The organism is Mycobacterium sp. D16R24 (assembly GCF_002013385.1).
Taxonomy (GTDB): domain Bacteria; phylum Actinomycetota; class Actinomycetes; order Mycobacteriales; family Mycobacteriaceae; genus Mycobacterium.
In genome coordinates, this window is record NZ_MAEV01000011.1 from 94,265 (window position 1) to 117,455 (window position 23,191).

At 62.7% G+C, this 23,191-nt stretch carries 25 protein-coding genes and 3 pseudogenes; 13 read left to right on the plus strand and 15 right to left on the minus strand.

Features of this window, described 5'->3' with window-relative positions; translation table 11 throughout:
• Nucleotides 1–20: 20 nt before the first annotated feature.
• A complete protein-coding gene (locus B4383_RS09505; RefSeq protein ID WP_078290471.1) occupies nucleotides 21–1,685 on the minus strand; it encodes a cation:proton antiporter family protein in 1,665 nt (554 codons plus the stop codon).
• A gap of 118 nt (nucleotides 1,686–1,803) precedes the next feature.
• Nucleotides 1,804–2,272: pseudogene (locus tag B4383_RS09510) on the minus strand (MarR family transcriptional regulator).
• 151 nt (nucleotides 2,273–2,423) lie between these two features.
• On the opposite strand from B4383_RS09510, the gene B4383_RS09515 reads away from it, so the two are divergent.
• The 8 genes from B4383_RS09515 to B4383_RS09550 all read left to right on the plus strand — a co-directional run bounded on the left by B4383_RS09515 (nucleotide 2,424) and on the right by B4383_RS09550 (nucleotide 9,671).
• Nucleotides 2,424–3,329 carry an ABC transporter ATP-binding protein gene (locus B4383_RS09515; RefSeq protein ID WP_078290472.1) on the plus strand — a complete coding sequence of 302 codons (906 nt, stop codon included), beginning with the start codon at nucleotides 2,424–2,426 and terminating at the stop codon, nucleotides 3,327–3,329.
• Nucleotides 3,326–4,036, plus strand: coding sequence for a fluoroquinolone transporter permease (locus tag B4383_RS09520; RefSeq protein WP_078290473.1), 711 nt, complete (start codon nucleotides 3,326–3,328; stop codon nucleotides 4,034–4,036). The genes B4383_RS09515 and B4383_RS09520 overlap by 4 nt, the downstream gene beginning before the upstream one ends.
• Nucleotides 4,037–4,041: 5 nt before the next feature.
• Entirely contained in the window at nucleotides 4,042–4,815 is a 774-nt protein-coding gene (locus tag B4383_RS09525) for a fluoroquinolone transporter permease (RefSeq protein WP_078290474.1), read from the plus strand.
• Between the two features lie 350 nt (nucleotides 4,816–5,165).
• The gene (locus B4383_RS09530) at nucleotides 5,166–6,704 is read left to right on the plus strand and encodes a SulP family inorganic anion transporter (RefSeq protein ID WP_078290475.1); all 1,539 of its coding nucleotides are present in this window, start codon (nucleotides 5,166–5,168) and stop codon (nucleotides 6,702–6,704) included.
• A gap of 63 nt (nucleotides 6,705–6,767) precedes the next feature.
• Nucleotides 6,768–7,202 (plus strand): MerR family transcriptional regulator, encoded by a 435-nt coding sequence (locus B4383_RS09535; RefSeq protein ID WP_078290476.1) that lies wholly within the window; start codon nucleotides 6,768–6,770, stop codon nucleotides 7,200–7,202.
• Nucleotides 7,203–7,480: 278 nt separating this feature from the next.
• The gene (locus B4383_RS09540) at nucleotides 7,481–8,182 is read left to right on the plus strand and encodes an MspA family porin (protein ID WP_078290477.1); all 702 of its coding nucleotides are present in this window, start codon (nucleotides 7,481–7,483) and stop codon (nucleotides 8,180–8,182) included.
• Between the two features lie 63 nt (nucleotides 8,183–8,245).
• The gene (locus B4383_RS09545) at nucleotides 8,246–8,953 is read left to right on the plus strand and encodes an MspA family porin (RefSeq protein ID WP_078290478.1); all 708 of its coding nucleotides are present in this window, start codon (nucleotides 8,246–8,248) and stop codon (nucleotides 8,951–8,953) included.
• 31 nt (nucleotides 8,954–8,984) lie between these two features.
• Nucleotides 8,985–9,671, plus strand: coding sequence for a hypothetical protein (locus B4383_RS09550; RefSeq protein ID WP_139360657.1), 687 nt, complete (start codon nucleotides 8,985–8,987; stop codon nucleotides 9,669–9,671).
• Nucleotides 9,672–10,213: 542 nt separating this feature from the next.
• Here B4383_RS09550 and B4383_RS09555 read toward each other — a convergent pair.
• From B4383_RS09555 to B4383_RS09570, 4 genes and pseudogenes are all read right to left on the minus strand, one after another.
• The gene (locus tag B4383_RS09555) at nucleotides 10,214–10,627 is read right to left on the minus strand and encodes a low molecular weight phosphatase family protein (RefSeq protein WP_176126572.1); all 414 of its coding nucleotides are present in this window, start codon (nucleotides 10,625–10,627) and stop codon (nucleotides 10,214–10,216) included.
• Nucleotides 10,628–10,699: 72 nt separating this feature from the next.
• Nucleotides 10,700–11,128 (minus strand): arsenate reductase ArsC, encoded by a 429-nt coding sequence (locus B4383_RS09560; RefSeq protein ID WP_353615625.1) that lies wholly within the window; start codon nucleotides 11,126–11,128, stop codon nucleotides 10,700–10,702.
• Nucleotides 11,129–11,143: 15 nt separating this feature from the next.
• Nucleotides 11,144–12,487, minus strand: a pseudogene (arsB, locus tag B4383_RS09565) (ACR3 family arsenite efflux transporter); the annotation flags it as partial.
• The gene (locus B4383_RS09570; RefSeq protein WP_078290480.1) at nucleotides 12,484–12,978 is read right to left on the minus strand and encodes an ArsI/CadI family heavy metal resistance metalloenzyme; all 495 of its coding nucleotides are present in this window, start codon (nucleotides 12,976–12,978) and stop codon (nucleotides 12,484–12,486) included. The pseudogene arsB and the gene B4383_RS09570, both read right to left, overlap by 4 nt.
• A 103-nt stretch (nucleotides 12,979–13,081) precedes the next feature.
• On the opposite strand from B4383_RS09570, the gene B4383_RS09575 reads away from it, so the two are divergent.
• On the plus strand, nucleotides 13,082–13,441 hold the full coding sequence (locus B4383_RS09575; RefSeq protein ID WP_078290481.1) for an Rv2640c family ArsR-like transcriptional regulator: 360 nt from the start codon (nucleotides 13,082–13,084) through the stop codon (nucleotides 13,439–13,441).
• Nucleotides 13,442–13,463: 22 nt separating this feature from the next.
• On the opposite strand, the pseudogene B4383_RS27400 reads toward B4383_RS09575, so the two are convergent.
• The 3 genes and pseudogenes from B4383_RS27400 to B4383_RS09590 form a co-directional block, all read right to left on the minus strand.
• Nucleotides 13,464–13,925: pseudogene (locus B4383_RS27400) on the minus strand (transposase); the annotation flags it as partial.
• Nucleotides 13,926–14,108: 183 nt separating this feature from the next.
• The gene (locus tag B4383_RS09585) at nucleotides 14,109–14,636 is read right to left on the minus strand and encodes a hypothetical protein (protein ID WP_078290482.1); all 528 of its coding nucleotides are present in this window, start codon (nucleotides 14,634–14,636) and stop codon (nucleotides 14,109–14,111) included.
• A gap of 312 nt (nucleotides 14,637–14,948) precedes the next feature.
• Complete coding sequence (locus tag B4383_RS09590) at nucleotides 14,949–16,049, minus strand: oxygenase MpaB family protein (RefSeq protein ID WP_078290483.1); 1,101 nt, start codon at nucleotides 16,047–16,049, stop codon at nucleotides 14,949–14,951.
• A gap of 87 nt (nucleotides 16,050–16,136) precedes the next feature.
• Between B4383_RS09590 and B4383_RS09595 the strand changes: the two genes are divergently transcribed.
• Together B4383_RS09595 and B4383_RS09600 are read left to right on the plus strand one after the other, a co-directional pair.
• Entirely contained in the window at nucleotides 16,137–16,739 is a 603-nt protein-coding gene (locus B4383_RS09595) for a TetR/AcrR family transcriptional regulator (protein ID WP_078290484.1), read from the plus strand.
• Nucleotides 16,740–16,885: 146 nt separating this feature from the next.
• A complete protein-coding gene (locus tag B4383_RS09600) occupies nucleotides 16,886–17,785 on the plus strand; it encodes a hypothetical protein (RefSeq protein ID WP_078290485.1) in 900 nt (299 codons plus the stop codon).
• 52 nt (nucleotides 17,786–17,837) lie between these two features.
• On the opposite strand, the gene B4383_RS09605 is transcribed toward B4383_RS09600, so the two are convergent.
• A complete protein-coding gene (locus B4383_RS09605; RefSeq protein WP_078290486.1) occupies nucleotides 17,838–18,767 on the minus strand; it encodes a DUF1942 domain-containing protein in 930 nt (309 codons plus the stop codon).
• Nucleotides 18,768–18,884: 117 nt separating this feature from the next.
• Here B4383_RS09605 and B4383_RS09610 point away from each other — a divergent pair, with 117 nt between their 5' ends.
• Nucleotides 18,885–19,880: an immunity 63 family protein gene (locus B4383_RS09610; protein ID WP_078290487.1), complete on the plus strand. Its 996-nt coding sequence runs from the start codon at nucleotides 18,885–18,887 to the stop codon at nucleotides 19,878–19,880.
• Nucleotides 19,881–19,884: 4 nt separating this feature from the next.
• On the opposite strand, the gene cynS is transcribed toward B4383_RS09610, so the two are convergent.
• The 3 genes from cynS to B4383_RS09620 all read right to left on the minus strand — a co-directional run bounded on the left by cynS (nucleotide 19,885) and on the right by B4383_RS09620 (nucleotide 21,086).
• Nucleotides 19,885–20,325, minus strand: coding sequence for a cyanase (cynS, locus tag B4383_RS09615; RefSeq protein ID WP_078290488.1), 441 nt, complete (start codon nucleotides 20,323–20,325; stop codon nucleotides 19,885–19,887).
• 36 nt (nucleotides 20,326–20,361) lie between these two features.
• The gene (locus B4383_RS27100) at nucleotides 20,362–20,490 is read right to left on the minus strand and encodes a hypothetical protein (protein ID WP_286141885.1); all 129 of its coding nucleotides are present in this window, start codon (nucleotides 20,488–20,490) and stop codon (nucleotides 20,362–20,364) included.
• A 101-nt stretch (nucleotides 20,491–20,591) separates the two neighbouring features.
• The gene (locus tag B4383_RS09620) at nucleotides 20,592–21,086 is read right to left on the minus strand and encodes a MarR family transcriptional regulator (protein ID WP_078290489.1); all 495 of its coding nucleotides are present in this window, start codon (nucleotides 21,084–21,086) and stop codon (nucleotides 20,592–20,594) included.
• A gap of 54 nt (nucleotides 21,087–21,140) precedes the next feature.
• Here B4383_RS09620 and B4383_RS09625 point away from each other — a divergent pair, with 54 nt between their 5' ends.
• Nucleotides 21,141–21,551, plus strand: coding sequence for a DUF5313 domain-containing protein (locus B4383_RS09625; protein ID WP_078290490.1), 411 nt, complete (start codon nucleotides 21,141–21,143; stop codon nucleotides 21,549–21,551).
• A 54-nt stretch (nucleotides 21,552–21,605) separates the two neighbouring features.
• On the opposite strand, the gene B4383_RS09630 is transcribed toward B4383_RS09625, so the two are convergent.
• Both B4383_RS09630 and B4383_RS09635 read right to left on the minus strand, forming a co-directional pair.
• Nucleotides 21,606–21,785 (minus strand): hypothetical protein, encoded by a 180-nt coding sequence (locus tag B4383_RS09630; RefSeq protein ID WP_078290491.1) that lies wholly within the window; start codon nucleotides 21,783–21,785, stop codon nucleotides 21,606–21,608.
• Nucleotides 21,786–21,874: 89 nt separating this feature from the next.
• A complete protein-coding gene (locus B4383_RS09635; protein WP_078290492.1) occupies nucleotides 21,875–23,104 on the minus strand; it encodes an Nramp family divalent metal transporter in 1,230 nt (409 codons plus the stop codon).
• Between the last annotated feature and the right edge of the window lie 87 nt (nucleotides 23,105–23,191).

Consider the following 23,191-nt stretch of genomic DNA (forward strand, 5'->3'; position numbering starts at 1 on the left):
GCGCTAACATAGCGCTCCCGCTACGGGTGTTCGTTGTTGTCCTGATTCTGGTCGCCTTCTTGGAGGAACCTATGTAGGGATTGCGATGTCTTTTGGGCCGCCGTTGAGAATGGTTCGAGCACAGTGTGGATGCCGGCCGCGCGCAGTTGTTGAGCATCGTGGCGGGTGTGTGCGGTGAGTGCGATCATGCCGTCGAACTGGCAGTCACGAAGAGCGTGCAGGAGAGCCAGATTCGTGTGCAATGTGGGGACGGCGCTGATGACGTATCTGATCCGGTCCAGTGGTAGCGCATCCAGGAGGTCGGTGTCCTCGGCGCTGCCGAATATTGCGGTGACACCGCTGCGGGTGTTGGTCTTCACTTCGTGGGGATCGAAATCAATGGCTAGTACGCGGTGGCCGTCGCTGCCGAGTTGATCAGCCAGATGGCTTCCGAATCTGCCAAGACCGAACAGCACGACGTCGAAGTCGTTGTCGGAGGTGGGGGTTTGTGGTCGGCTGTGTACGTTTCTGTCGACGACGGTCAGCGCTGGCCTGAGCCACCGGTAGATGTGCAGCGAATAGGTGGTCATATAGGTCGATGCCGCGATGGTGATGAGCCCTACGACCGTGATCAGGCTGACGGTGGCGTTAGTGATATGGCCAAGGCCAACTCCGAGCGCGGCCAGGATCCACGAAAACTCCGATATTTGCGCGGTTGGCAGCGCGGTCAGGACACTGACACGTGTCGGATAGCGCATGACCACCATGAACGCAGCGACGATAAGTGGCTTTCCGACAAGTACGAGTGCAACGAACACGGCAGCGGCGGTGATTTGACTTGTTAGATCGACGAATTCGATCCGCGCGCCCAGGTCCAGGAAGAAGAACAGCAGCAGGAAATCGCGCAGACTCGACAGCCGTGCTCCCAAGGCATCACGAAATCGCGTGCCGGCCAGGGAGACCCCCGCCAGAAATGCCCCCACCTCGGAGCTGAAACCCAGCCATTGGCTCAGGGCTGCCACTGCCGCAGCATAGGAAACGCCGAAAAGGACCAGTAGTTCTTGTGATTGGGCGACATAGGGCAACAGCCACGGCAAGACGTAGCGCATCAGCAACCCCAGTGCCCCGAGCAGCCCGGCACCTTTCAACAACACGATCGCGACACTGACTCCGGCGCTGTGCCGTGTACCGCCTGGCCCGACGGCGGCCAGGACGATCATCACCAGGACTACGAGGATGTCCTGGACGATGAGGAAACCAACCGCGATCCGTCCGTGTAACTGATCGAGCTCTCGCCTGTCCGACAGCAGTTTCACAATGATGATCGTCGACGAGAATGCAAGCGCCACAGCGATATAGATCGCGGTCACGGCGTCCATACCCAATGCCAGAGCCAGCCCGTACCCGAGACCGACAGTAACAACCACTTGGCCTAGCCCCGTGACCGCGGCGACGGGACCGGTGCTGCGAATCATGTGCAGATCAAGTCGCAGGCCGACGGCAAACAGTAGGATCGCTATCCCGAGCCGGGCCAACAGTTCGACCGCGCTGTCGGCGCGCACCCAGCCAGTGCCGATCGGCCCTACCGCTATGCCCACTACGATGAACGCCATGATCAAGGGCTGACGTAGCCGCAAGGCCAGCAACCCGACAACGGTGGCCAGCGCCAAAACCGCCGCGATGGTGGGGAATGAATGCGCGCCCATGCTGAGGTATTCAACACCCGAATTGGCGTCTTGGCGGGGATCCGGCGGTCGGCATCACCGCGGAGTCGAAACAGTGTCCGAATCTGTCATGAATTATTTTGCGCTGAAAAATGTTTCGCTACGACGGTGGGCTCTGTTCGTGCCAGCGCTCAAGCAGGGCCGGGATTTCGTCCATGAGGAATGTATAGAAGGCGTGCATTTGGGCCAGCCGGTGGTGCGCCAACTCGTCGGGCGACGTCGCGGCCATCCCTTCTCGTGCGGCAGTCAGTACGGCGTTGGTGACTTGGTTTTGGTTGGTGTACTGGTTCGCCCAGGCGTTCTCGCACAGCCGGAAGTGGTCGCGGCGTGACCCGGGGGGACGGCACCCGTTCTGCCAGACCGGCCTCGGTGAGGATGCGCAGCGCGGTGGAGATAGCGCCGATGCTGGCATGCAGCTGCTCGGCTAGCTCTCCCATGGTGATGGTGGGCTGTTCGGTGAACAGCAGGGCTGCCAGCGTGCGGGCGGTCATGCGCTGCAGTCCATGGCTAGAGAGCACAAGCGCCATCGTTTCGGCGCCGGCGGGACCTCCCTTGCCGGGTTCCGGCATCACGCCCCCTAAGTCTTCTGTAATTACTGAAAGTTCAGTATACTGCTCGGTGGTGTTCCGGGAAGCCTGGTCGGAGATGGAGTTGTCCGTTTCTGCAGTGCCCGGTGAACCTGGTGTGCTGCAGCTTTTTTGAAAGGCTATGCACCGCCTCATGACTTCTGCTTTAGGCAATGATGCCGCGTATTCGGTGGGTACAGATGTGATCTGCGTGCGTGGGCTGACCTTCACTTATCCGAAGAGTCCAGAGCCCGCGATCCGGGGGATGGACTTTTCTGTGGGGCCCGGGGAGATATTCGGGTTCCTCGGGCCTAGCGGAGCCGGGAAATCCACGACGCAGAAACTGTTGATCGGGTTGCTGCGCGGTCACGGCGGCCGCGCAACGGTGTGGGGGAAGAGCCCGCAGCAATGGGGGCCGCAGTATTACCAGCGCATCGGTGTGTCCTTCGAGCTGCCTAATCACTATCACAAGCTCACCGGCGCTGAGAACCTGCAGTTTTTCGCCTCTTTGTATGCCGGCAAGACCCGCGCGCCGGCAGAGCTACTCGATGCGGTGGGGCTGTCCGATGCCGCCGACATCCGGGTGGGCAAATACTCCAAAGGAATGCAGATGCGGCTGACGTTCGCCCGGTCTCTCATCAACGACCCTGAACTACTGTTCCTGGACGAGCCGACCTCGGGTCTGGACCCGGTCAATGCACGCATCGTCAAAGACATGATCTTGAGTTTAAAAGCACAGGGTCGCACCATATTCTTGACCACTCACGACATGAACACCGCAGACGAACTCTGCGACCGGGTGGCGTTCGTTGCCGATGGTCGCATCGCAGCACTGGACACGCCGGCCGAGCTGAGAGTCGCACGAAGCCGTCGCATGGTGCGCATCACTTACCGCGGCGCCGGCGGGGCACTGCAGAGCGCCGAGTTCGGGATTGACGGACTGGCCGACGACCCGCAGTTCCACGAGCTCGCACGCAGCCGCCATATCGAGACCATCCACAGCACCGAGGCCAGCCTGGACGACGTCTTCGCCGAAGTCACCGGAAAGCAGCTCGCATGAGCCGGCTGGCCAGCGCATTGCGGCTAGAGCTCACCCTGCAGGTGCGCCAGAAATTTCTGCACGCCGGGATCTTCTCCGGTTTGATCTGGCTTGCGGTGCTACTTCCAATGCCCGCCTCACTGCGCCCCGTTGCTGAACCTTATGTCCTGATTGGGGATATCGCGATTATCGGGTTCTTCTTCATCGGAGGCACCGTCTTTTTTGAGAAGCAAGAACGCACCCTGAGCGCCCTGGTCTGCACGCCCCTTCGCTTCACCGAATACCTGGCGGCTAAACTCGTTGTACTGGTTTCGATTTCACTTACTGTGGCCATCGCGGTGACCACCCTCGTGCACGGCACGCACTATCGGCTCGCTCCAATGGGCGCCGGTGTGGTCTTGGGCACGCTGCTGATGCTGCTCACCGGGTTCATCACCTCACTGCCGTTCACGTCGGTGACCGACTGGTTCATGGCCACCGTCATGCCGCTGGCTTTCATGCTGATACCGCCAGTTGTGCACTACAGCGGCCTGTGGCCCAACCCGGTGCTCTACCTGATACCCACCCAGGGTCCGCTGATGTTGCTGGGGGCCGCCTTCTGTCAAATAGAAGTGACACCATGGCAATTGGTATACGCGCTGAGCTACCCATTTGTCTGCATCGCAGCCCTGTGGATACTCGCCCGGCGCTCATTCATCCGCTACGTCATCGAACGGCCCGGTGAGTAATTATCATGAAAACCGCTTTGGCATCTGCATTTCCGCGAATCAACACAAAAGCGTTAGCCGCATTCGCTCGCAACGACCTGCGCGGCACCTACCGTGACCCGCTGCTGGTAATGCTGGTCATCGCTCCAGTCCTATGGACCAGCGGAGTGGCGCTGCTGACGCCGCTGTTCACCCGGATGCTCAACGACAAGTACGGCTTCGATCTGGTTCCCTACTACCCGCTGGTACTCACCGGGTTCTTACTACTGACCAGCATCATCGTGCCCGGCGGGCTGGCAGCATTCTTAGTCCTGGACGAAGTCGACGCTGGAACCCTGACCGCGTTGCGGGTAACGCCGGTGCCGCTGGCGACATTCTTCGGGTACCGGGCCGCGACAGTTGCAGCAATCACCACCATCTACGTGGTTGCCACCATGTCCCTGAGCGGCGTACTGGCGCCGGGCCTGACGGTCTCACTCATACCCATCGGCATGCTTGCGGGCCTGTCAGCTGTCGTCACCTTGCTACTCATTATCACTTTGGCCAACAACAAGATTCAGGGACTGGCCATGCTGCGGGCCCTGGGCATGCTCATGGCCGGCTTACCGTGCCTGCCCTGGTTCATTAGCTCAGGCTGGAACCTTGCCTTCGGGATGTTGCCCCCGTACTGGGCGGCCAAGGCCTACTGGGTGGCCGGCGAGCACGGCACCTGGTGGCCCTACCTGCTGGCCGGTGCCCTTTACAACAGCGCCATCGTGTGGCTACTCCTGCGACGATTCCTAGCCAAACACAACCAGTAACCAATTGGCGTACCGACAAAGACTTTATGCACTCGGCGGATTGTCTCAGGTCAGCAGGGTTGGCGCACAATGCTATTCACGTGAGACCGCACATCGAGCGGGGCGATGCCAAGCCAACCCGGAGGCAATCGGCCCCGGCCAAACTGGCCCTGCACGCCGATCTGCGTGACCAGCGGGCCTATGGCCGACTAGGCGATTTTAACCCTACCCTTCCGTGAGGGTAGGGTTATGTTCCAGCTGCTGGCACCGATTCCTGGTCGCCAGTTTCCGATGGCCGTGCAGCGCCGCACTTGCCGTACATCCCCGCTGTAGACGGGTGTTGTTGTGCTGCACTGTGAATGGAGCCGAGTATGACTTCTGGCCAAATGCCTGCCGCGTCGGGGATTCGTGAGGCGGGCGACCCGAGTACGTCGGTGTGGGCGGCGCTGCGGTCCTGGTCGCGGATGCGCACCGAAGTGCTGGCCGGGCTGGTGGTGGCGTTGGCGCTCATTCCTGAAGCGATTTCATTCTCGGTGATTGCCGGGGTCGACCCACGGGTCGGTCTGTTCGCGTCGTTCACGATGGCCGTGACCATTGCGATCACCGGTGGGCGCCCGGCGATGATCTCGGCAGCCACGGGCGCGGTGGCACTGGTGATCGCCCCTGTGGCCCGTCAACACGGCATGGATTATCTGATCGCCACGGTCATCCTGGCAGGGATAATCCAGGTCACACTCAGTGTGCTGGGAGTCGCGCGGCTGATGCGGTTCATCCCGCGTAGCGTCATGGTCGGCTTCGTCAACGCACTGGCCATCCTGATCTTCACTGCCCAGCTGCCGCACCTGATCGGCGTACCCGCCTTGGTGTATCCGTTTGTCGGGGTGGGCCTGCTGATCATGGTGCTACTACCCAAACTGATCACCGTGATACCGGCACCGCTGGTGGCGATCGTGACCTTGACCGCTGCGGTGATCGTGTTCTCACTAGATCTGCCCAGTGTTAGCGACGAAGGCACCCTACCGTCGAGCCTTCCCACGCTACTGATCCCGCATGTGCCCGCGACTATGCACACCCTGGGAATCATCGCCCCCTATGCCCTTGCGATGGCGCTGGTGGGGCTTCTGGAATCGCTACTGACCGCCAAGCTGGTCGATGACATCACCGAGACCCACTCCAACAAAACTCGCGAGGGCTGGGGCCAGGGCGTGGCCAACATCGTCACTGGGTTTTTCGGCGGTATGGGCGGATGCGCCATGATCGGCCAAACCATGATCAACGTCAAAGTCTCCAGCGCCCGCACCCGCATCTCGACATTCCTGGCCGGGATGTTCCTTTTGGGATTGGTTGTCGGACTGGGCGATATCGTCGGCCGCATCCCCATGGCCGCCTTGGTGGCCGTGATGATCATGGTATCCGTGGGCACGATGGACTGGCACAGCATCAACCCGATGACCCTGCGCCGCATGCCCCGCAGTGAAACCCTGGTTATGGTCGCCACCGTGATCGTCACCGTCATCAGCCACAACCTGGCTTACGGCGTCATCATCGGTGTGCTCACCGCCATGGTGCTGTTCGCCCGCCGCGTCGCCCACATGGTCACCGTTCACAAAACCGAACAACCGCAACAAGACTCAGCCACCAGAGGCACGGTGGTGTATAGAGTCACCGGGGAGCTGTTCTTCGCCTCGAGTAACGATCTGGTTTACCAGTTCGACTACACGGGCGACCCCGATCACGTGGTCATCGACATGACCGATTCCCACATCTGGGATGCCTCCACCGTCGCATCGCTGGACGCGATCACCACCAAATACCGGACCAAAGGAAAGCGCGCGGAAATCGTTGGCCTCAACCAAGACTCAGCCCTACGCCACGGCCGCCTCACCGGGCAACTTGGCGGCGCCCACTAATCTTGCACGACAGTTTCGAGGGCTGGCTACAGTTGAACAGCACAAGAAACAAGCAGGTACACAATGTCGGAGGTGCGCCGCACGGTGGCTGACGCAGGCAACGCGAACATGCAGATCGGGCAAGTCGCTGCCCGCACCGAACTATCGATCCGCACCATCCGCCACTACGACGAAGTCGGGCTGGTCACCCCCTCCGCACGCAGCAGCGGTGGCTTTCGGCTCTACACCGAGGCCGATGTCGAACGGCTCCTAGTCATCCGGCGCATGAAACCCCTCGACTTCACTCTCACCGAAATGAAGGACCTCCTCGAGGCCATCGACACCTTCAACACCCCAAACGCGACCGCAGCCCAACAATCTGCCGCAGCTGACTACCTGCAGCAATGTCGGGCTAAGACGCACGACAGCATCACCCGGCTACGCAGGCACCTGGCCTACGCCGAAGAACTCAACCACATCCTCACCACACGAGCCGGGGTTGGTCACAGCAGTCAGTAGCGGTATTCCCGCGCGGGGGTCTGGTGACTGGACCGGCCAGACCGCCGTGTGCCGCTGGTGCCGCGGCGAACTATCAGCCGGACGTGGCCTTTGGGGCCGCGCGTAACGGACGGGCAGTGTCCGGGCTCTGTTTCTCCTTTGTTTACCTATCCGTTATGTGAGCCTCTTAGACATTCCACCTGTACCCCGAAGGGGTAGCGGGTAACCGCTGTCGAGTGCTACTGCGGGTTCCTGGGATAGGCCCCCCGAATAAGACAACTGAGAGGCAATGCCGACACATGCTGAAAAGCCTTGTCACCCTTACTGCTGCCTGTACGCTCGGCGCGACCGCACCGTTGGCCCTGGCCGATCCGCCAGGGGGCGAACCGCTGCCCGACAGTGTCCCGGCGGCGGCGGCGGCCGCCCCAGACCCTGTCGCGGCCCCTCCTGTCGATAACGGTGCTGTTGCGTCGGGTGAGCCGGGCGCACTGCGTACGCGGGACGGCTGGATCCTGGCGGTTGCCGCCAAGGATGAAACCCAGCTGCCCGTCGCGCCGCTGACCACGGCCCTGTCCTCGCGTGAGTATCTGGTGGGTGGCACATTCATTGGAGCTATCAAGGGCTCGGGCACGACGAAACTGACGGACGGTATTCTGGAGGCCGGATACCAAATCGGTTGTGGCATAAGCGCCGACACCGTCGACTTGCGATTTGGCGGTGGCATCACACCCCAAATCAGCCCTGCGGGCGCACCCAGCGTCGCCGGCAACGTTTTCGCCCAGATCCGACCCACCCTCAAGCCGGGCACGGCGACCATCATCCCGGTCACCAAGATGGCCTTCGAAGAGGAGACCACCGCCCGCGTCACGATCAACGCGTTCCGCATCAAGATCGACAGCTGCGTGGGCCAATCCTTCATCAGGTCCTACGCAATACTCACCAGCTCGACCGAGGACACACAGGACGTGGTCACCTACATGGGTGTCACCAAGGCTGTCTGAAATCTTAAGCCCCCCAATCCTTCTCAACCTCCCCCTTGATAAGCCCGAGAGGCCAGGAACATCATGCTCAAGACTCTTGCTGCACTCACTGCCGCGTGCACATTCGCAGCCACCGCTCCGCTGGCGTTAGCCGATCCTGAACCGGTCCCGGCGCCCGCACCCGCGGCGGCAGAAGGTCCGGTGCCGCCACTGCCTCCTGCCGACGGTGAGCCCGGCCCACCACCGGATAACGGCATCGTCGGCTCGGAGCCGCCGAGCGTCGTCACGACACCTGATGGCTGGATGTTGACGCTGGCCGCCGAGGAGGAGACCCAGCTGCCGATCCCGCCGCTGACCACAGCCCTGTCCTCACGCGAGTACCTGGCCGGAGGCACCTTCATCGGCACCGTCAAAGGCAGCGGAAGCACTAAACCCAAGGGCGGAACAATAGAGGCTGGCTACCAGATCGGCTGTGGTATCGCGCTAAGCGCTGTCCGCCTCACCGGAAGCATCGGTTTGTCCTCATCCATCGGCCAGTCCGGGCTCGGCAACATCAGCATGCCACTCGTGGGCAACGTCGAGGTCAGGCCTAAGCCCGGCGAAGTCATCAATGTCTCGGTAACCAAGAAAAAGTTCAAAGGCAAGCAGACCCGTGTCACGCTCAAGGACGTACACATCAAGATCGACGGCTGCGTGGGACAGTCGTTCCTGCGTTCCTATGCGGTCCTGACCAGCAAAGGCAGCGGCACCGAGGACATCGTCGGCTACTACGGCGTCACCAAAACCGTCTAAACCCGGACCGCAGGAAGGTGCACAGATACCCATGATGCTTCCCGCTCTTTCATCCCTAAGGATTGGGGTTGCCGCAGCGCTGACAGCTGCTGCTCTGGTCGTCACCGCCGCTACCTGCGAGGCTGATCCGGGCCCCGATGTACCGGAGCAGCCGATAGCTCCCGTTAGACCACCTGGTTTGCCGGAGCCTCCGCCACCGTCACAGATCGGCAATCCGCTGGCCATGGCGGGCACCGAACAGGGCCCCGGGGGCGTACCCACCAACCTAGGCATTGCGGGTGATCCGAGCCTGCTGGGCCAGAACACGGTGCCAGCTGCTCCCGGCGGCGCTGGCCCGGTCACGGTCCCGGGCGCCAACGCCCTCAATAACCAGTATCTGCTGCCGCAGAACCTCATGCCGGCGGAGCCTGGCAAAGGGGAAATCTACGGGGTCGCCCCCGGTGAAGAGAACGCCGATGTTGCCGGAGGCGATTACCTGCGACGGCTGTGGCATCAACACCAAGACGGCCAGCTCGGAGGCGGGCTGCTGGGCCGACGCCCCAAGGAGGAGCTAAACCAACCTCTGCCCGGCACCGCGCCCCTGCCCGGAACTCGGATCCCGGGCTTGGGCGACGACGCTCAGGGGCCCGCCCCAGAACAATGGCACTGGACCCCGCCCGAACAACCGGAAAACGCTCCAGTAGTTCCGCCGCCGGCACCCGTTGCTGGACATGCCTAACCAGGCTGCGGTGCCGTGGCAGGGCTCAGACCTCGGCCACAGCAATCTGTGCCTGTTCGGTCATCCGGCTGTCGATGCGTCAGGCTCCCGACCGTACCGAATCCGAGTGCTTGCGGCAGAGACGGTGAGTAGCTGATTGATTAGACACGGAGTGGTTGGATATCAGAGCGGATGTCGTTGCCACGATTGCCAAACGGCCGAAGCTAGCCGGGTTCGCTGTATTGCAGAAGCTGAGCGCGCACGTTGGCGTGACGTCGAGCAGACGGCCAGCGTGCGCCCGGAAAGACGCAGAACCGATGTTTCAGATTGCATCGGCACTCGTCGGTATCAACGGTGGACAGTGTCGGAGATCAGCATTGCCCTGAACCAGTCGCTACACCACGAACAAGTTGCCCACCTCACGGGACGTACAACAAAAGCCGTGCGCCGTATGCGGCAAAAACTTAACCCGAACTTCTGATTGAACGCACCTAAGCGGGCTCGGTTGTGCATGAACGACGTTCGTAAGTACCTGCGCAAGCACCTAGTCGGCTGGGCCTGCCCTACCGGGCGAGATCGGCGGCGAGTTGTTGTATGCGATCGGTGATGTCGTCGCGGATCAGGCGCATGCGTTCGATGCCGTCGATTCCGCGTTCGGAGGGTTCGTCAGTGTCCCAGTATTCGACGCGGACGCCGTCGGCGGCGTCGAGCTTGGCTTCCCGGCCCAGCACCACTACCCGATCGACGCTGCGTAGCAGTTCCGGGTCGATGGGCCTGGGGTGTTCGCCGGTGATATCGACCCCCACTTCCAGGAGTGATTCGGCGGATAGTTGGTTGACGGCTGCGCCGGGCTCAGTGCCCGCCGAGTAGGTGTTGATGCGCTCTCCGGCTTCTTTGTGCATGAGCCCGGCCGCCATTTGAGACTTACCGCCGTTGCTGCGGCAGATGAATAGCACCGAGGGCTTGTCGCTGGTCACTGTTGATCGGCTCCTTGAGTTGGAAAGTTCGAACTCTGTTGTGCGGGAAACAGATACAGGTAACACCGGCTGCTATCGCGTCGCGGCCACATCCAGTTCGGTCAGCAGGCTACGGACACGCCGTTCGATCTCATCGCGGATCGGGCGGGTCGCATCGGCCGATTTTCCGGCAGGGTCGGGCAGGTTCCAGTTCTCGTAACGCTTTCCGGGAAAGACCGGGCACGCGTCCCCGCAGCCCATGGTGATGACGACGTCGGTGGCCTGCACGATCTCGTCAGTCCAGGGTTTCGGGTATTCGCCAGTGATATCGATACCAGCTTCAGCCATCACCTCGATGGCGGCGGGGTTGATTTCACGACCCGGCTCACTGCCACCTGACCAGGCCACAGCCTGATCGCCGGCCAGGTGGTTGAAGAACCCCAGCGCCATTTGGGAGCGTCCGGCGTTGTGGGTGCACAGGAACAGCACGGTGGGCTTGCCGTCGCTGACCTTGCCTTCCACTCGTGCCAGTGCGTGTAGGCGTTGGTGGGCGAAACGTTCGGCCAGCAGTGGAAGGAAGTTGGGAACGGTGGCCCGGCCTGCGAATTGCTCGTAGGACGAGTACAGGAACCGTTCGATCGTTTCGGTGCCGAAGGTGCCGTCAAACTCCGATTGCAGCCGGGTGGCCGCGGTGCGCAGAGCATGGCGCTGATCGATCGACAAATCCGTGCGCAGATTGTGTGTTACGGGGCTCTCGGTCATGTCCTACTCCGTCACGCTTGTGGTGGAAGGGGCGGGCGAAACCTGCTGGGAGGCTGGAGTGGTGAATCGGTGGCGTACTGCCAGCGACACGTACACCAGGGCCACCAGAACAGGAACTTCGATCAGGGGTCCGACGACCCCGGCTAGAGCTTGGCCGGAGGTGGCGCCGTAGGTGGCGATCGCGACTGCGATGGCCAGCTCGAAGTTGTTTCCGGCCGCGGTGAACGCCAGTGTGGTGGTGCGCGCATAGCCCAGGCCCAGGGCTGCACCGAGCAGGTAGCCGCCGCCCCACATGATCGCGAAGTAGGCCAGCAGCGGTAGCGCGATCCGCGCCACGTCCCAGGGCTTGGAGGTGATCTGATCGCCTTGCAGGGCAAAGAGAATCACGATGGTGAATAGCAGCCCGTACAAGGCCCATGGCCCGATCACCGGCAGGAACTTCGACTCGTACCAGTCTCTGCCCTTGGTGCGTTCTCCGATGCGCCGGGATAGGTACCCGGCGAGCAACGGAATGCCCAGGAAGATCAGTACGGACTTGGCGATCTGCCCCGGCGAGGTGCTGATCTCGGTTTGAGGCAGGTGCAGCCAGCCGGGCAGCACCGACAGGTAGAACCACCCCAGCACCGCGAACATGACCACCTGAAACACCGAATTAAGCGCCACCAGCACGGCGGCCGCCTCGCGGTCCCCGCACGCCAGGTCGTTCCAGATGATCACCATGGCAATACATCTGGCCAGTCCCACGATGATCAGGCCGGTGCGGTATTCAGGCAGATCGGGTAGCAGCAGCCACGCCAGGGCGAACATCAGCGCCGGGCCCAGCACCCAATTCAGCACCAGGGAGCCGATCAGTAGCTTGCGATCGCCAGTGACGGTGTCCAGGCGGTCATAGCGCACCTTGGCCAGCACCGGGTACATCATGATCAACAGCCCAATCGCGATTGGCAGCGAAACCCCGTCGACCTGAATCTTTTCCAAGGCGGTATTCAGGGCAGGGACGCCCCGGCCCAGCAGCAGCCCCACAGCCATCGCGACACCGATCCACACCGGCAAGAACCGATCCAGCGTCGAGAGTTTCCCGGCCGTCGCAGGCGGGATCGGGGTGGTTGCCCGGTTCATCGAGTCGTGCAGCACGAGGGGGCCGCCTCGACTGTCTCAACATCGGCAGCATCGTTCTCGGGTACGGCGTGATCACAGGCACAGGCCTCGCCTTGGGCGAGTAGTTCCGGAGTGGTCCCGAAGGTCTCCGAATCGGCTAGAACCGTGTAGATCTCCCACTTCTCGGCATCAGGGGCGGTGACCCACACCTTGTCCTGGGTGGCGAAACAGCACGTCGTGCCAATCTCCTCCTCGGTGAACATCCCGGCATCGGTCAGGCGGGCGATCTCCGAATGCACCTGCTCGCTCGACTCGACCTGAACCCCGAGATGGTTGATGGTGCCGCCATGGCCAGGGTTCTCCAGCAGCACCAACTTCAGCGGCGGTTCATCGATCGCGAAGTTCGCATAGCCCGGTTTACGCTTGGCTGGCTCAGCACCAAAGAGCTTGGAATAGAACGTGATTGCCTTATCAAGATCATCAACATTGAGGGCAAGCTGTACACGGGACACTGCGCCACCTCCACAACTAATGAGATATTCATCGAACTAGTCGGATAGCCGCAAGTATGCCACCTCTTTGACATATGTCAATGCGGCGGGGAGAATCCGTTGTATGCCCAAAGCCCTGCCTGTGGTGGACACCACTAGTCCGGTGTGTTGTGCACCTGTGGCTGCTGGTCCAATGTCCGATATCCAGGCGTTGGAGGTAGCGCTGCGGCTCAAGGCCCTGGCCGACCCGGTGCGGGTCAAGATCATGTCCCAGCTGTTCAGCGCTGCTGAAGGCGAGATCATCAGTGGTGACCTGGCTGAGCTGCTCGGGCTCAGCGAATCGACCGTCAGTCACCACATGAACCAACTTCGCAAAGCTGGGCTCGTAGAGTCAGATCGTCGTGGCATGAAGGTGTTTCACCGCCCAGTACCGGACGCCTTGACAGCCCTATGCGCTGTTCTGGACCCCGACTGCTGCCGCTAAACCTGAGAGGGCCCACCCGCCTCTACAAGGCCGGGGCTGCTGAAGGTTCGGTTGACTCCTTGACCTGCCCTACGGATCGGCTACCCGTTGTGGTCTGAAGATTCAGGCTGGGACGGGTGGATTTTTGTAGGTTAGTTCGTGCTCGGTCGGGGTGCGGTAGTTCAGGCCGGAGTGCCGGCGGCGGGGCAACCCGGTATCGACGAGTCGGTCGATCACCGGGTGAATCCTTTGGGTGCGGCTTGTCCTCCCCGAAGAATTTCGATGCCCGCGTGAGGATTTCAACTTCGCGCTCCAGTTCGCGGATACGTTTCCTGTCCCGCGCCAACTCGGCACTCTCGGCAGTAGGAACACCCGAAACCTCGCCCCTATCGACCCGATCCTGGCGCACCCAATTATGCAAACACCCCTCGCTGATCCCAACATCTGCGGCAACACCTGTGATTGGCTTACCTGCCCTCAGGAGCGCGACAGCGCGGGCACGGAACTCCGCTGGATACGGTTGGGCATGATCGAAAGCCTTTCAGAAAAGGCCCGATCCTCACACCATCCCGTTGAGGTCGACATCTAACCTCCCGCGCTAGACGCACTCACGCCGTCACGCGGAAGAGATTTCAAGGCCAAGTCAGGCGTCGGCAAGGCGCTTCACCGTTGAATCACGGTGAGCCATTTAGAAAGTCGAGCTGTCTTCTGGGCCGAGCACGAACCCGTGGGGGGCCCTTGAGGTTGACTCGCCAGGTCCTGGGACGGTCTCGACAACACAGGCGGTCATCGCCTCGTCAACCGCGCAAGTGCCGGTCCATACCCCGCGGGTGAACACGACCTTGCTACCCGCCGGCAACAGTTTCGCCGGCCCGGGACTGGGCGGAGAGTTGCCGAATTTACCGGCTTCCATGTAGCTCGCGGTCACGCTGCTATGGCTACTCCCTGGAATCCGCCCGGTGCACGTCGCGATGTCCCACATACCTCGAACATTGATCACCACACTGCAGTTCTGGCCCGCTGGGGTGCTGAACTGCACGCTGCTCACGGCACCGTTATAGCCGCTGGTTGGGATCGCGACCGTATAGTCGGACGTCTTCACCGCGGTATACCGATCCAGATCCGGTAATTGGGGTTCAGCGACGGCCGACGGCGCCAATAACAAGCCGCTGGCCGCCAGCGCGCCGATACATCCAAAAGTCCGAGCGGACGCCATTCCACCACGTTAACAGCGCGCGCCAGCCGTTAGGGCAACTCCGTCTTGGTGGCGCACTGCCGCTTGCCCAGCTGATCGCAGCGCATCAGTTACCCGGACAGCGAATACTGGGCTCATGCGCTTAGCAGCCTCAGGAGCAGGCTAGCGTCCAGACATTGTGGGCGCGTTCCGGAACGACAAACGGGACCACAGCTGATCAGCCTCGCCGGGGTTCTCAACAGGTCCCCGAGGGCGGGGAGCTGTGAATAGCTGACCAAACTCTAACGGGTCAGCGCCTCACATTCGTCCCTGGACCGCCGTAGCCGCCGCCACTCACCCGAACGGGCAGGCGCCGGTGGGCTGTTCCGGAACGGCGAAGCTGTCCAGCCGGTAGCTGTGGTAGAAGTCGGCCAGGCGCTCGTTACGTCGCGTCAGGGAACGCGAGACCTTGTCGTACCTGCGCTGCGCGTTGCGCGAACCGTCGAGCTGGGAACGAGCGTCGTCAAGCCGAATCATGTTGTACAGCATGGGTTCTATGAGTAGCCGCTCAGGCGTAACACGCCACACCAGCTGCAGCAGACGCGTGTACAACGCGAACTCGACATTGTGACGGGGCTTGAGCCGAAATCCGATCATCTCGCGTATCTGGGGATGCATTGCCTTGGCCGAACAGACCTGAATCACCCGGCCCGCGACCGGGCGAATCGCGAGCCAGAGTGGCAGCAGGGCTGGGCGTATCGCGGCGGGAACGAGCAACGTCGGCAGCGGTAGTCGCATCAAACCGGCGAACTGATCGCGCAGAAAGCCGTTGGACTGCAACCTGGTTTCCACCATGTCGTCGTAGTAGTCGACAAAGGCGGCGTATGTGTCCGGGAATTTCCCCTTGGCACTGGGCAGTTCGAGATCCTTGAGCAGGTACCGCTGGTATTGATACCCGGCCTCCTGCTCCGCGGGGGTCATCGCGTAACCCGTGCAGTAGGGGAAGGCCTCCATCGTGGCGTTCATCGCGCTGGCCGCAATCCATATCCACAGCTCGGGATCCAATGCGCTGTAACGAATCCCCTCATACTCACCCACTCCGGTGCCCCGCACATCGCGGTGTCGCTCCTTGAGCCATTGCGCCGTGGCGGCCCGCTGCTGCTGATTGCCTGCCAAGAGCGATATCGCGCTCAACGCGCTCCGGATGCCCCGGTCGGTGAAGTTCTGGCGGAACCGTCCCGTGCGATCGACAGATGCTGCGACCGGCATCAGGGCCACCTCATCGAACAGCACCCCGCCGAAGACGCCGACCAGGGGACTGCCCAGGTGCTTGCGAAATGCGTCCATGACGCGTGGACGCACCCCGTCCCCGCGCAGGAAGGCCAGGCCGTCCTCGTGGCCATCGCCACCGGATTCGCCGTCATGTGTGGTGTCGCGCGGCAGTACATGCGTCATCGCATCCTCCGTCGGTGTTAGTAACTGAGTTGAACACTAACATTGCAACATCGGGTTGGGAAGGAGTTCTGCGTGAGAGACTGAGCCGTGTCTGCAGATCCGGATCCGACCGGCGAGCGCATCCTCGAGGCCGCGCTGCAGACCATGCTCAGCTTCGGCATCCGCCGTGCCACGGTCGACGAGATCGCAAGGCGTGCGGGTGTATCGCATATGACGGTGTATCGCCGCTGGTCCAACAAGACCGAGCTGGTGCTCGCTGTCCTCATGCGCGAGGCGCAGACGATGTTCTCCGCCATAGACCGCGAAATCGCTGCCCTGGAAAGTCCCGAGGACAAGCTGGTGGCGGGCTTTACCGGGATCTATTGGTATGTGCATACCCATTCGCTGATGCAGCGGGCGGTGGAGACCGATCCGGAATCTGTGCTGCCGGTCATCACAAGTGGGGCGGGGCCAGCCCTGGATATGGCGACCACATACCTGGCCGGTCATGTGGCCCGCAGTGCCGGTGACCTCGTTGACGACTCCTACGGTGTCGCAGAAGTTTTTGTGCGCCTGACGCATTCGCTCATTCTGGCGCCCAGTCCCCGGCGGGAGATCGCCACCAGGGAAGACGCCGAACGGTACGCCCGTCAGTACATACTGCCTATCGCCCGGGCGTTGGTCCGGGAGCCGGGCAAGGCGGTCCATTAGGGCCTGGCGCTGGAGCCTCTCGGCGACGCCAGTCCACATCTGAGACGGCCACTGTGCGCGCTTTCGGCCGGTGGGCGGCGGGGCCAAGTAATCTTTGTGCATTGACCATGGCCGGGGACGTAACGACGAGACATTGGGGGTAGCGGATGGACACGGATATCGGAGCGGGATCACCGGCGGCCGAGGATTCGTCCGAGGCCGCGGACACCGCGCCGCTGCCAGTCTTCAACGCGCTGCCCGGGATGTCCGAACCCGGTCCGTTCGCTCCGTCGGAGCACGAGTTCGATCAGCCTCCGTTCATTGAGCAACCGGCATTCACGGAACCGCACCCACCTTTTGCAGAACCGGGCAATCAGTACATGCAGTGGCCGAGCCACGAGACCTTCAACACCGCGCCGCCTACCGCCCCGGGACCTATCAAGCCGACGACTCCGGTCGATTTCTCGTCCTGGGAAGACAAGCCTCAAAGAAGCAAGCGGCCGTTGGTGATTGGTGGCGCGGCGCTGGCGGCTGTGGTTGTTGTTATCGGTGGTGTGGTCGCGGCATTCGCAGGCAGTGGCGGCGATGCCGCGCCCGCCGAACCGAGCGCGGCCCCAACGACAACGGTGTCCCGCAGGGACTCCGATGCGGAGACGCGCCTGCTCTCTATGATTCCGACGGGCTACGGGGTGTCGGCCTGCAAGGCCGTTGAACCCGCGAATGAGGCAGTGGCACAAGTCAAGTGCGGGCGCAGTGACGATCCAGACGGGCCAGTTGAGGCGAGCTACTCACTGGTGAAGGACAAGTCCGTGCTCGCGGCCGGGTTGAGTCGTCTAACGAAGCGGAACGCGGTGGTCGTATGTCCCGGCCGGATCCAGTCGCCGGGACCATGGCGTCGCAATGCCACGCCGGATCAAGTGAGCGGCACGGTGTTCTGCGGTAGCAATCAGGGACACCCGGTGGTCGGCTGGACCGATGAGGAACGGCTTTTGCTCAGCGAGACGCGTTCGGGTGTGGCCGGTCCGACTCTCGACCAGTTGTACGCCTGGTGGTCTTCGCACTCATAACAGAAACCGCCGGCCGCGCGAGGCGGCCGGCGGTCAATGCCGAAACGATTATCTAGCCCTCGGTGGAAACCGGAGTGCCCTGACTGCCTGCTGCGCGCTGGCCATGCGGGGTGCTCTCCGAGGCCGGAACAGCGGGAACCGCGGCCACCGGCGGGGTGACGGTCTGCGGAGCGCCTTCGGCACCGGGCGCCGCGGGAGCCGGTGAGGCAGGTGCGGGCGATGCGGGAGCCGGGGAAGCAGGCACCGCGGTGTTGTTCAACGGCGTGCCCTCGGCCGCGGGTACCGGGGTGGCAGGTGTCGGACCCGGGGTCGCGGTCACCGGTGCCACCGTCGGGGTCGGAGTCGCAGCGGGCTGCTGCTCGTCTACCGGGGTGCCCTGACTGCCGGCGGGCAGCGGGGTGCCCTGGCTTCCCGCGGGAACAGCGGCAGGCGCCGGGGAAGTAGTGGGCGCGGCGCTGGTGGCCGGTGCGGGGTTGGTGCCATGCGACTGGCTCGAACCGCCCGAACGCGGTGCCGCGGCCACGGGAGCGGCCTTCCAGGTGAGCAGATCCTCGTCACCGGAGGTGTACGTCACCGTCTCGGGGGCCGAGCCGGTCACGTCGAAGTAGATCTTGCCGCTGGTCTTTTCGCCCTGCGACAGGGTCCCCGGGTTCACGCCCTGCTCGGTGGGCACGCCGTACAGCACGCGGTAGGTCTCGCCGTCCTTGGCCTTCGCGTTGAAGTTGGCGACGATCGGGATGACGCTGCCCTGGATGGCCTCGTCGGTGGCAGTGGCTTCCCATAACGTGCCTTTGGCCTGGTAGGGCAGCTGGTCGGCACTAACCTTGAGATCGCTGACGGTCCAGGCCTGGACCACGTCGCCATTGGTGAGGCGACCCTGCTGGCCGAGAGTGGTATCGGCTCCGGCGGTTGGCATCAGGGCCAGGCCGGCCGCCGCTGCGGCGGCCGCCACGGCGGCGGTGATGGGCACATTGATCTTCACGATGAGTCTCCTTGACGTCCGGAATGCTCCCCCCAGCGGGGACGGTCTGTCGTAAAAATAACAGGTCTGGGTGCACCATCGTCGCCCGAAGTACACGATTGCCATACGGTTAAGAACATGACGGTTGATTTCACCGGTCACCAGGGGGCCGCGCCGGAGCCAGACGATTGGCCACCCGACGCACGCACGTTCACCATCCGCGCGGCGGCGGACGATGCCGCGCCGAGCCTGGCTGCTGAACTGCCGATTACCGCAACAGAACTCGGCATGTTGGACGGAGATGCCAACCACCCAGTGCAGTTCTGCAGCGTGCTGCTGGAACCGCCCGTCAAACACCGGTTCGATACCTCGGATGCCGCCCGGTACGAGCGTGAGTATTGCGACCGGGACGATGATGGCGAGTTCTTCATGGTGCATGTCGCGCTGCTGGGGCCACGCCGCCCCGGCGTTTCCCTGGCACCCGGCGCCCGCGACGTCCTCGTCGATATCGCCTATGTGGTCGATTTGTCGCTGGAAGAAGACGGAGTGCTCAACCCAGCCAAGGTGGACTGGGCGGGTGGGGCGATCGTCGATGTCGACGGAGAGGTGCCGGCCGAGCAGGCAACCCAGGGGACTGCGGATGAGCCGGCCAACGCCGAGGCCGCATCGCCGGCCGGTCCGGCGGTGGCAGTGCCCGAGCCGGGCAGCCCGGGGAGTTCGGAGTGGATCCGCGAGCAGCTCGACGTTCGTATCGCGGTGCTGAGCCGTCTGGCTGGGGAAGTTGCGATCTCCGAAGTACCGGTGCCCACCGAGCTGGCCAAGGGTGAACGGCACTCCAATATCGCTCCGCAATATGTGCTTGACGGACCGCAGTTCTGGTACCACACGCGTGACCCGAAAACGGGTTTCGTATGGAAGACCACGACCAACCCGAATGAGCTGATCTATTGGTGCATCGACGATGTGGCCAGAGGGTTGGCATGGCGGTGGACGCAGCAGGCGGCCACCTACAAGACGATGCCGCCCGCCACGGCACAGCGCACGCTGTGGGCGCCGTACTGGCAGCTGCTCATGAACGCCCTCGACACCAAATGGGGTGCCATCACGGGCCGTAACATTCGCGGCCTGCTGTGAGCGATCACCAGCGGTAGTCGAGAAACTTCCCGTCGAAGGTCAGCACCACGCGGTCGCCATCCGGGTCGGGGCGGCGGGCGACATCGACTTTGAAGTTGATGGCGCTCATGATGCCGTCGCCGAATTCCTCGTGGATGGCTTCCTTGATTGCCGGGCCGTAGACGCTCAGCGCCTCGTACAGCCGGTAGATCGTCGGGTCAGATGGCGCGCCGCCGTCCAGCGTGCCGCGATACGGCTGGCTGCGCAGCGCGGTGGTGACCTCTGGCTCCAGGTCGAGAAGCTCGGCCAGCTTCGCGGCCTTTGCTTCGGGCACGGGATGCTGGCCTTGCAGCGCGGCAATAGTCCAAATCAGCGGTGAGTCAATCGCTTCCGCGATCTCCTGCCACGTCAGGTTCTTCTCGATGCGGCGGGCGGTGATCAGTTCGGCGGCTTCGTCCTTGGTCATGACGTCAGACAAACAGACGCCTACCGCATGCGCAAACTAGCGCTGCCACATGCCTTTCTGGCTATCGCGTTGGTAGTAGTTCATCGAGTTCTCCCCGCTCGCCGTCCAGAGCATGGCTACGGTGACGAGCGTTATCGCGATGAGCATGGTTGTGTCCGTCCACATGATGACCTCCTGGTATATCGATCGGTCTACCTCTGATTGCAGCACGCAAACCGGTCGGTGTACAGGGATGTGTGGCAGACGCCACACGGCGCTCTTCCGGACTACCCGGTGTCCAAGGCGCCGGCGGCGAGTGCGGCGCTATTGATCCTGGTCAGCACCGCATGTAGGTGCTCAAGTTCGGCGAGATCGACCCCGAGACGTTCCACCACGGCCGCGGGGACCTTGAGTGCCTCATCGCGCAGCGCGGCGCCCTGTGTGGTGAGGGTGACGTGGGTGGTGCGCTCGTCGGCAACGCTGCGCGGACGAGTGATGAGCCCCAATGTCTCGAGCCGCTTGAGCATGGGGGAGATGGTCGCCGAATCTGTTTGCAAGAGGGCCGCTATCTGCTTGACGGACAAGGCCTCCCGCGCGCCCTCGCCCCCGCTCTTGGCGTGATCCCAGAGTGCCAACATCACCAGATACTGGGGGTGGGTGATCCCGAGCGGCGCGAGCAGCGGCCGGTAGACGGCGAGCACCGCGCGATTGGTGACGGCCAGCGCGAAGCACACCTGTCGCTCCAGGGCCAGCGGGTCTACGTCGGGTGAGACTGCGGTCATTCTCACCATCCTAATCATTAGTTAGTGCACTAATTATTAGTCTACAATTTAGTTATGGCCGCCGATCGTCCGAATCTTCTTCAGTACATCGCCTACTGCTACGGGCGCCGTCTGCCTGACTCGATGAAGGACTGGGTCGCCCATGATCTGGCGGGCAAGGGTGCGGTGCGCCGGCACATTCTGCGCTGTGCGATTCCGCCTCTGTTCATCCTCGCGCCGTTCTGGCTGTTGCCCGCCTCGCTATACGTCCACATGGAAATGACGGTGCCCATCTACGTGTGGGTGCTGATCATGGCGCACGCCCTCAACAAGGTGTGGCGCCGTCACCGGCTTGTGCAGCATGATCTGGATCCGGGCCTGGTCGATGTGCTCAAGCGTCAGAAGGACGTGTGGATTCACGAGGACTATGCGCGGCGATTCGGACCGCGTTCGGGTGATGGCTACTCGAGCAGCGGGCCTATCTAGCGGTTCGCGCTGTGAAGTATCCGGGTGTTCGGTGGGTCTGTCAGCGGCGCTGAGTCAGTCCCAGTCGCCGTGCTTCCAGTGGCCCTTGCCCCAGCCGTTGCCGTGGCCGCCGCGCCAACCGCGATCCCAGTTGCCGTCCGCGCATACGGTCACTCGCGGGTAGGTGTCCACCGAGCCGCAAATGTCTGGATCGGCCTTTGCCGGGGCTGCGGAGGCGATACCGCCAACGAACAAACCACTAGCAACGACTCCAATTGCCAGCCCAAATCGACTGGCCGAAGGCAGGATTCGTTTCATAACCCACAGCCTACTCCCAGGCAAAACTAGTTTGCAAGGGTAAGGAAAACTAGCACCGCGTTCAGCAGTGTGATGAGTGCGGCGATGATCCAGCCCAGCATTGTCGTCACGCGGTGGTTGACATCGGTGCCCATCAGCCCTCGATCGCTGGTCAGCCGGATGAGGGGTATGAGGGCGAAGGGGATGCCGAACGACAGCACCACCTGCGATACGACAAGTGCCCGGGTGGGGTCGATGCCGACTGCGAGGATCGCCAGCGCAGGTAGCAGGGTGATGAGCCGCCGCGTCACGATGGGGATGGAGCGGCGCAAGAGTCCTTGCATGATCATCGCGCCGGCATAGGCACCGACCGAGGACGAGGCGAGCCCGGATGCCAGCAGGCCGATTGCGAACAACAGAGCCACGGTGGGGCCCAGGCTGTCGCGTACAGCGGCATGGGCACCTTCGATGGTGTCGACGCCGTCGCGACCCTGCAGATTCGTGGCTGCCACCAGCAGCATGGCCATGTTGACGGCGCCGGCGAACAGCATCGCCAGGCTCACGTCCCAGCGGGTAACGCGCAGCAGCCTGCGTCGCGGCTCGCCCTTTTCCGGATTCCCGTGCCGGTCCCGGGCCAGGCCGGAGTGCAGGTAGACCGCATGCGGCATGACCGTGGCACCTAGCATTGCCGTCGCCAGCATCAGGCTTTCGGCGCCCTGGAAGCGTGGGATCAGTCCCGCGGCCGTCGCGGCCAGTGGCGGCGGTTCCACCACGACACTGGCGAGGAATCCGATCGCGATGATGGCCAGTAGTGCGGAGATCACATATTCGAAAGAACGTTGTCCGCGGCGATCCTGTACGGCAAGTAGCACCATCGAGACGATTCCGGTGATGACACCGCCGATGAGCAGCGGCAGGTCGAACAGCAGATACAGTGCGATGGCCCCGCCCACAACCTCGGCCAAATCTGTTGCCATGGCAACCAATTCGGCCTGTAGCCAGAACGCGATTCGGGTGGGCCGTGACATGCGATCGCCGACGGCCTCCGGCAGTGACCGCCCAGTGACGAGGCCGAGTTTCGCCGAGAGGTACTGCACCAGCCCGGCCATCACGTTGGCGGTGACGATCACCCACACCAGCAGGAAGCCGTACTTGGCGCCGGCGCTGACATTCGAGGCGACGTTCCCAGGGTCGACATAGGCAATGGCTGCGACGAAGGCGGGCCCGAGTAGCGAGAACCCGCGCACCGGTCGCGCTTGCTTTTGCCGCTCGAGCACCCACGCCTCCTGATTTCAAGTACACCGAATAGAAAAGTTAGAGTACCCGAAACTTTGGGATGCGGCGAGGCCCCTTCCCGCGGGGCC

What these genes read in the sequence shown, in the direction of transcription:
- B4383_RS09505 (WP_078290471.1), bottom strand. Translation starts at nt 1,685, where the DNA reads ATGGGCGCGCATTCATTCCCCACCATCGCGGCGGTTTTGGCGCTGGCC.
- B4383_RS09515 (WP_078290472.1), top strand. Translation starts at nt 2,424, where the DNA reads ATGACTTCTGCTTTAGGCAATGATGCCGCGTATTCGGTGGGTACAGAT.
- B4383_RS09520 (WP_078290473.1), top strand. Translation starts at nt 3,326, where the DNA reads ATGAGCCGGCTGGCCAGCGCATTGCGGCTAGAGCTCACCCTGCAGGTG.
- B4383_RS09525 (WP_078290474.1), top strand. Translation starts at nt 4,042, where the DNA reads ATGAAAACCGCTTTGGCATCTGCATTTCCGCGAATCAACACAAAAGCG.
- B4383_RS09530 (WP_078290475.1), top strand. Translation starts at nt 5,166, where the DNA reads ATGACTTCTGGCCAAATGCCTGCCGCGTCGGGGATTCGTGAGGCGGGC.
- B4383_RS09535 (WP_078290476.1), top strand. Translation starts at nt 6,768, where the DNA reads ATGTCGGAGGTGCGCCGCACGGTGGCTGACGCAGGCAACGCGAACATG.
- B4383_RS09540 (WP_078290477.1), top strand. Translation starts at nt 7,481, where the DNA reads ATGCTGAAAAGCCTTGTCACCCTTACTGCTGCCTGTACGCTCGGCGCG.
- B4383_RS09545 (WP_078290478.1), top strand. Translation starts at nt 8,246, where the DNA reads ATGCTCAAGACTCTTGCTGCACTCACTGCCGCGTGCACATTCGCAGCC.
- B4383_RS09550 (WP_139360657.1), top strand. Translation starts at nt 8,985, where the DNA reads ATGATGCTTCCCGCTCTTTCATCCCTAAGGATTGGGGTTGCCGCAGCG.
- B4383_RS09575 (WP_078290481.1), top strand. Translation starts at nt 13,082, where the DNA reads ATGCCCAAAGCCCTGCCTGTGGTGGACACCACTAGTCCGGTGTGTTGT.
- B4383_RS09585 (WP_078290482.1), bottom strand. Translation starts at nt 14,636, where the DNA reads ATGGCGTCCGCTCGGACTTTTGGATGTATCGGCGCGCTGGCGGCCAGC.
- B4383_RS09590 (WP_078290483.1), bottom strand. Translation starts at nt 16,049, where the DNA reads ATGACGCATGTACTGCCGCGCGACACCACACATGACGGCGAATCCGGT.
- B4383_RS09600 (WP_078290485.1), top strand. Translation starts at nt 16,886, where the DNA reads ATGGACACGGATATCGGAGCGGGATCACCGGCGGCCGAGGATTCGTCC.
- B4383_RS09610 (WP_078290487.1), top strand. Translation starts at nt 18,885, where the DNA reads ATGACGGTTGATTTCACCGGTCACCAGGGGGCCGCGCCGGAGCCAGAC.
- cynS (WP_078290488.1), bottom strand. Translation starts at nt 20,325, where the DNA reads ATGACCAAGGACGAAGCCGCCGAACTGATCACCGCCCGCCGCATCGAG.
- B4383_RS27100 (WP_286141885.1), bottom strand. Translation starts at nt 20,490, where the DNA reads ATGTGGACGGACACAACCATGCTCATCGCGATAACGCTCGTCACCGTA.
- B4383_RS09620 (WP_078290489.1), bottom strand. Translation starts at nt 21,086, where the DNA reads ATGACCGCAGTCTCACCCGACGTAGACCCGCTGGCCCTGGAGCGACAG.
- B4383_RS09625 (WP_078290490.1), top strand. Translation starts at nt 21,141, where the DNA reads ATGGCCGCCGATCGTCCGAATCTTCTTCAGTACATCGCCTACTGCTAC.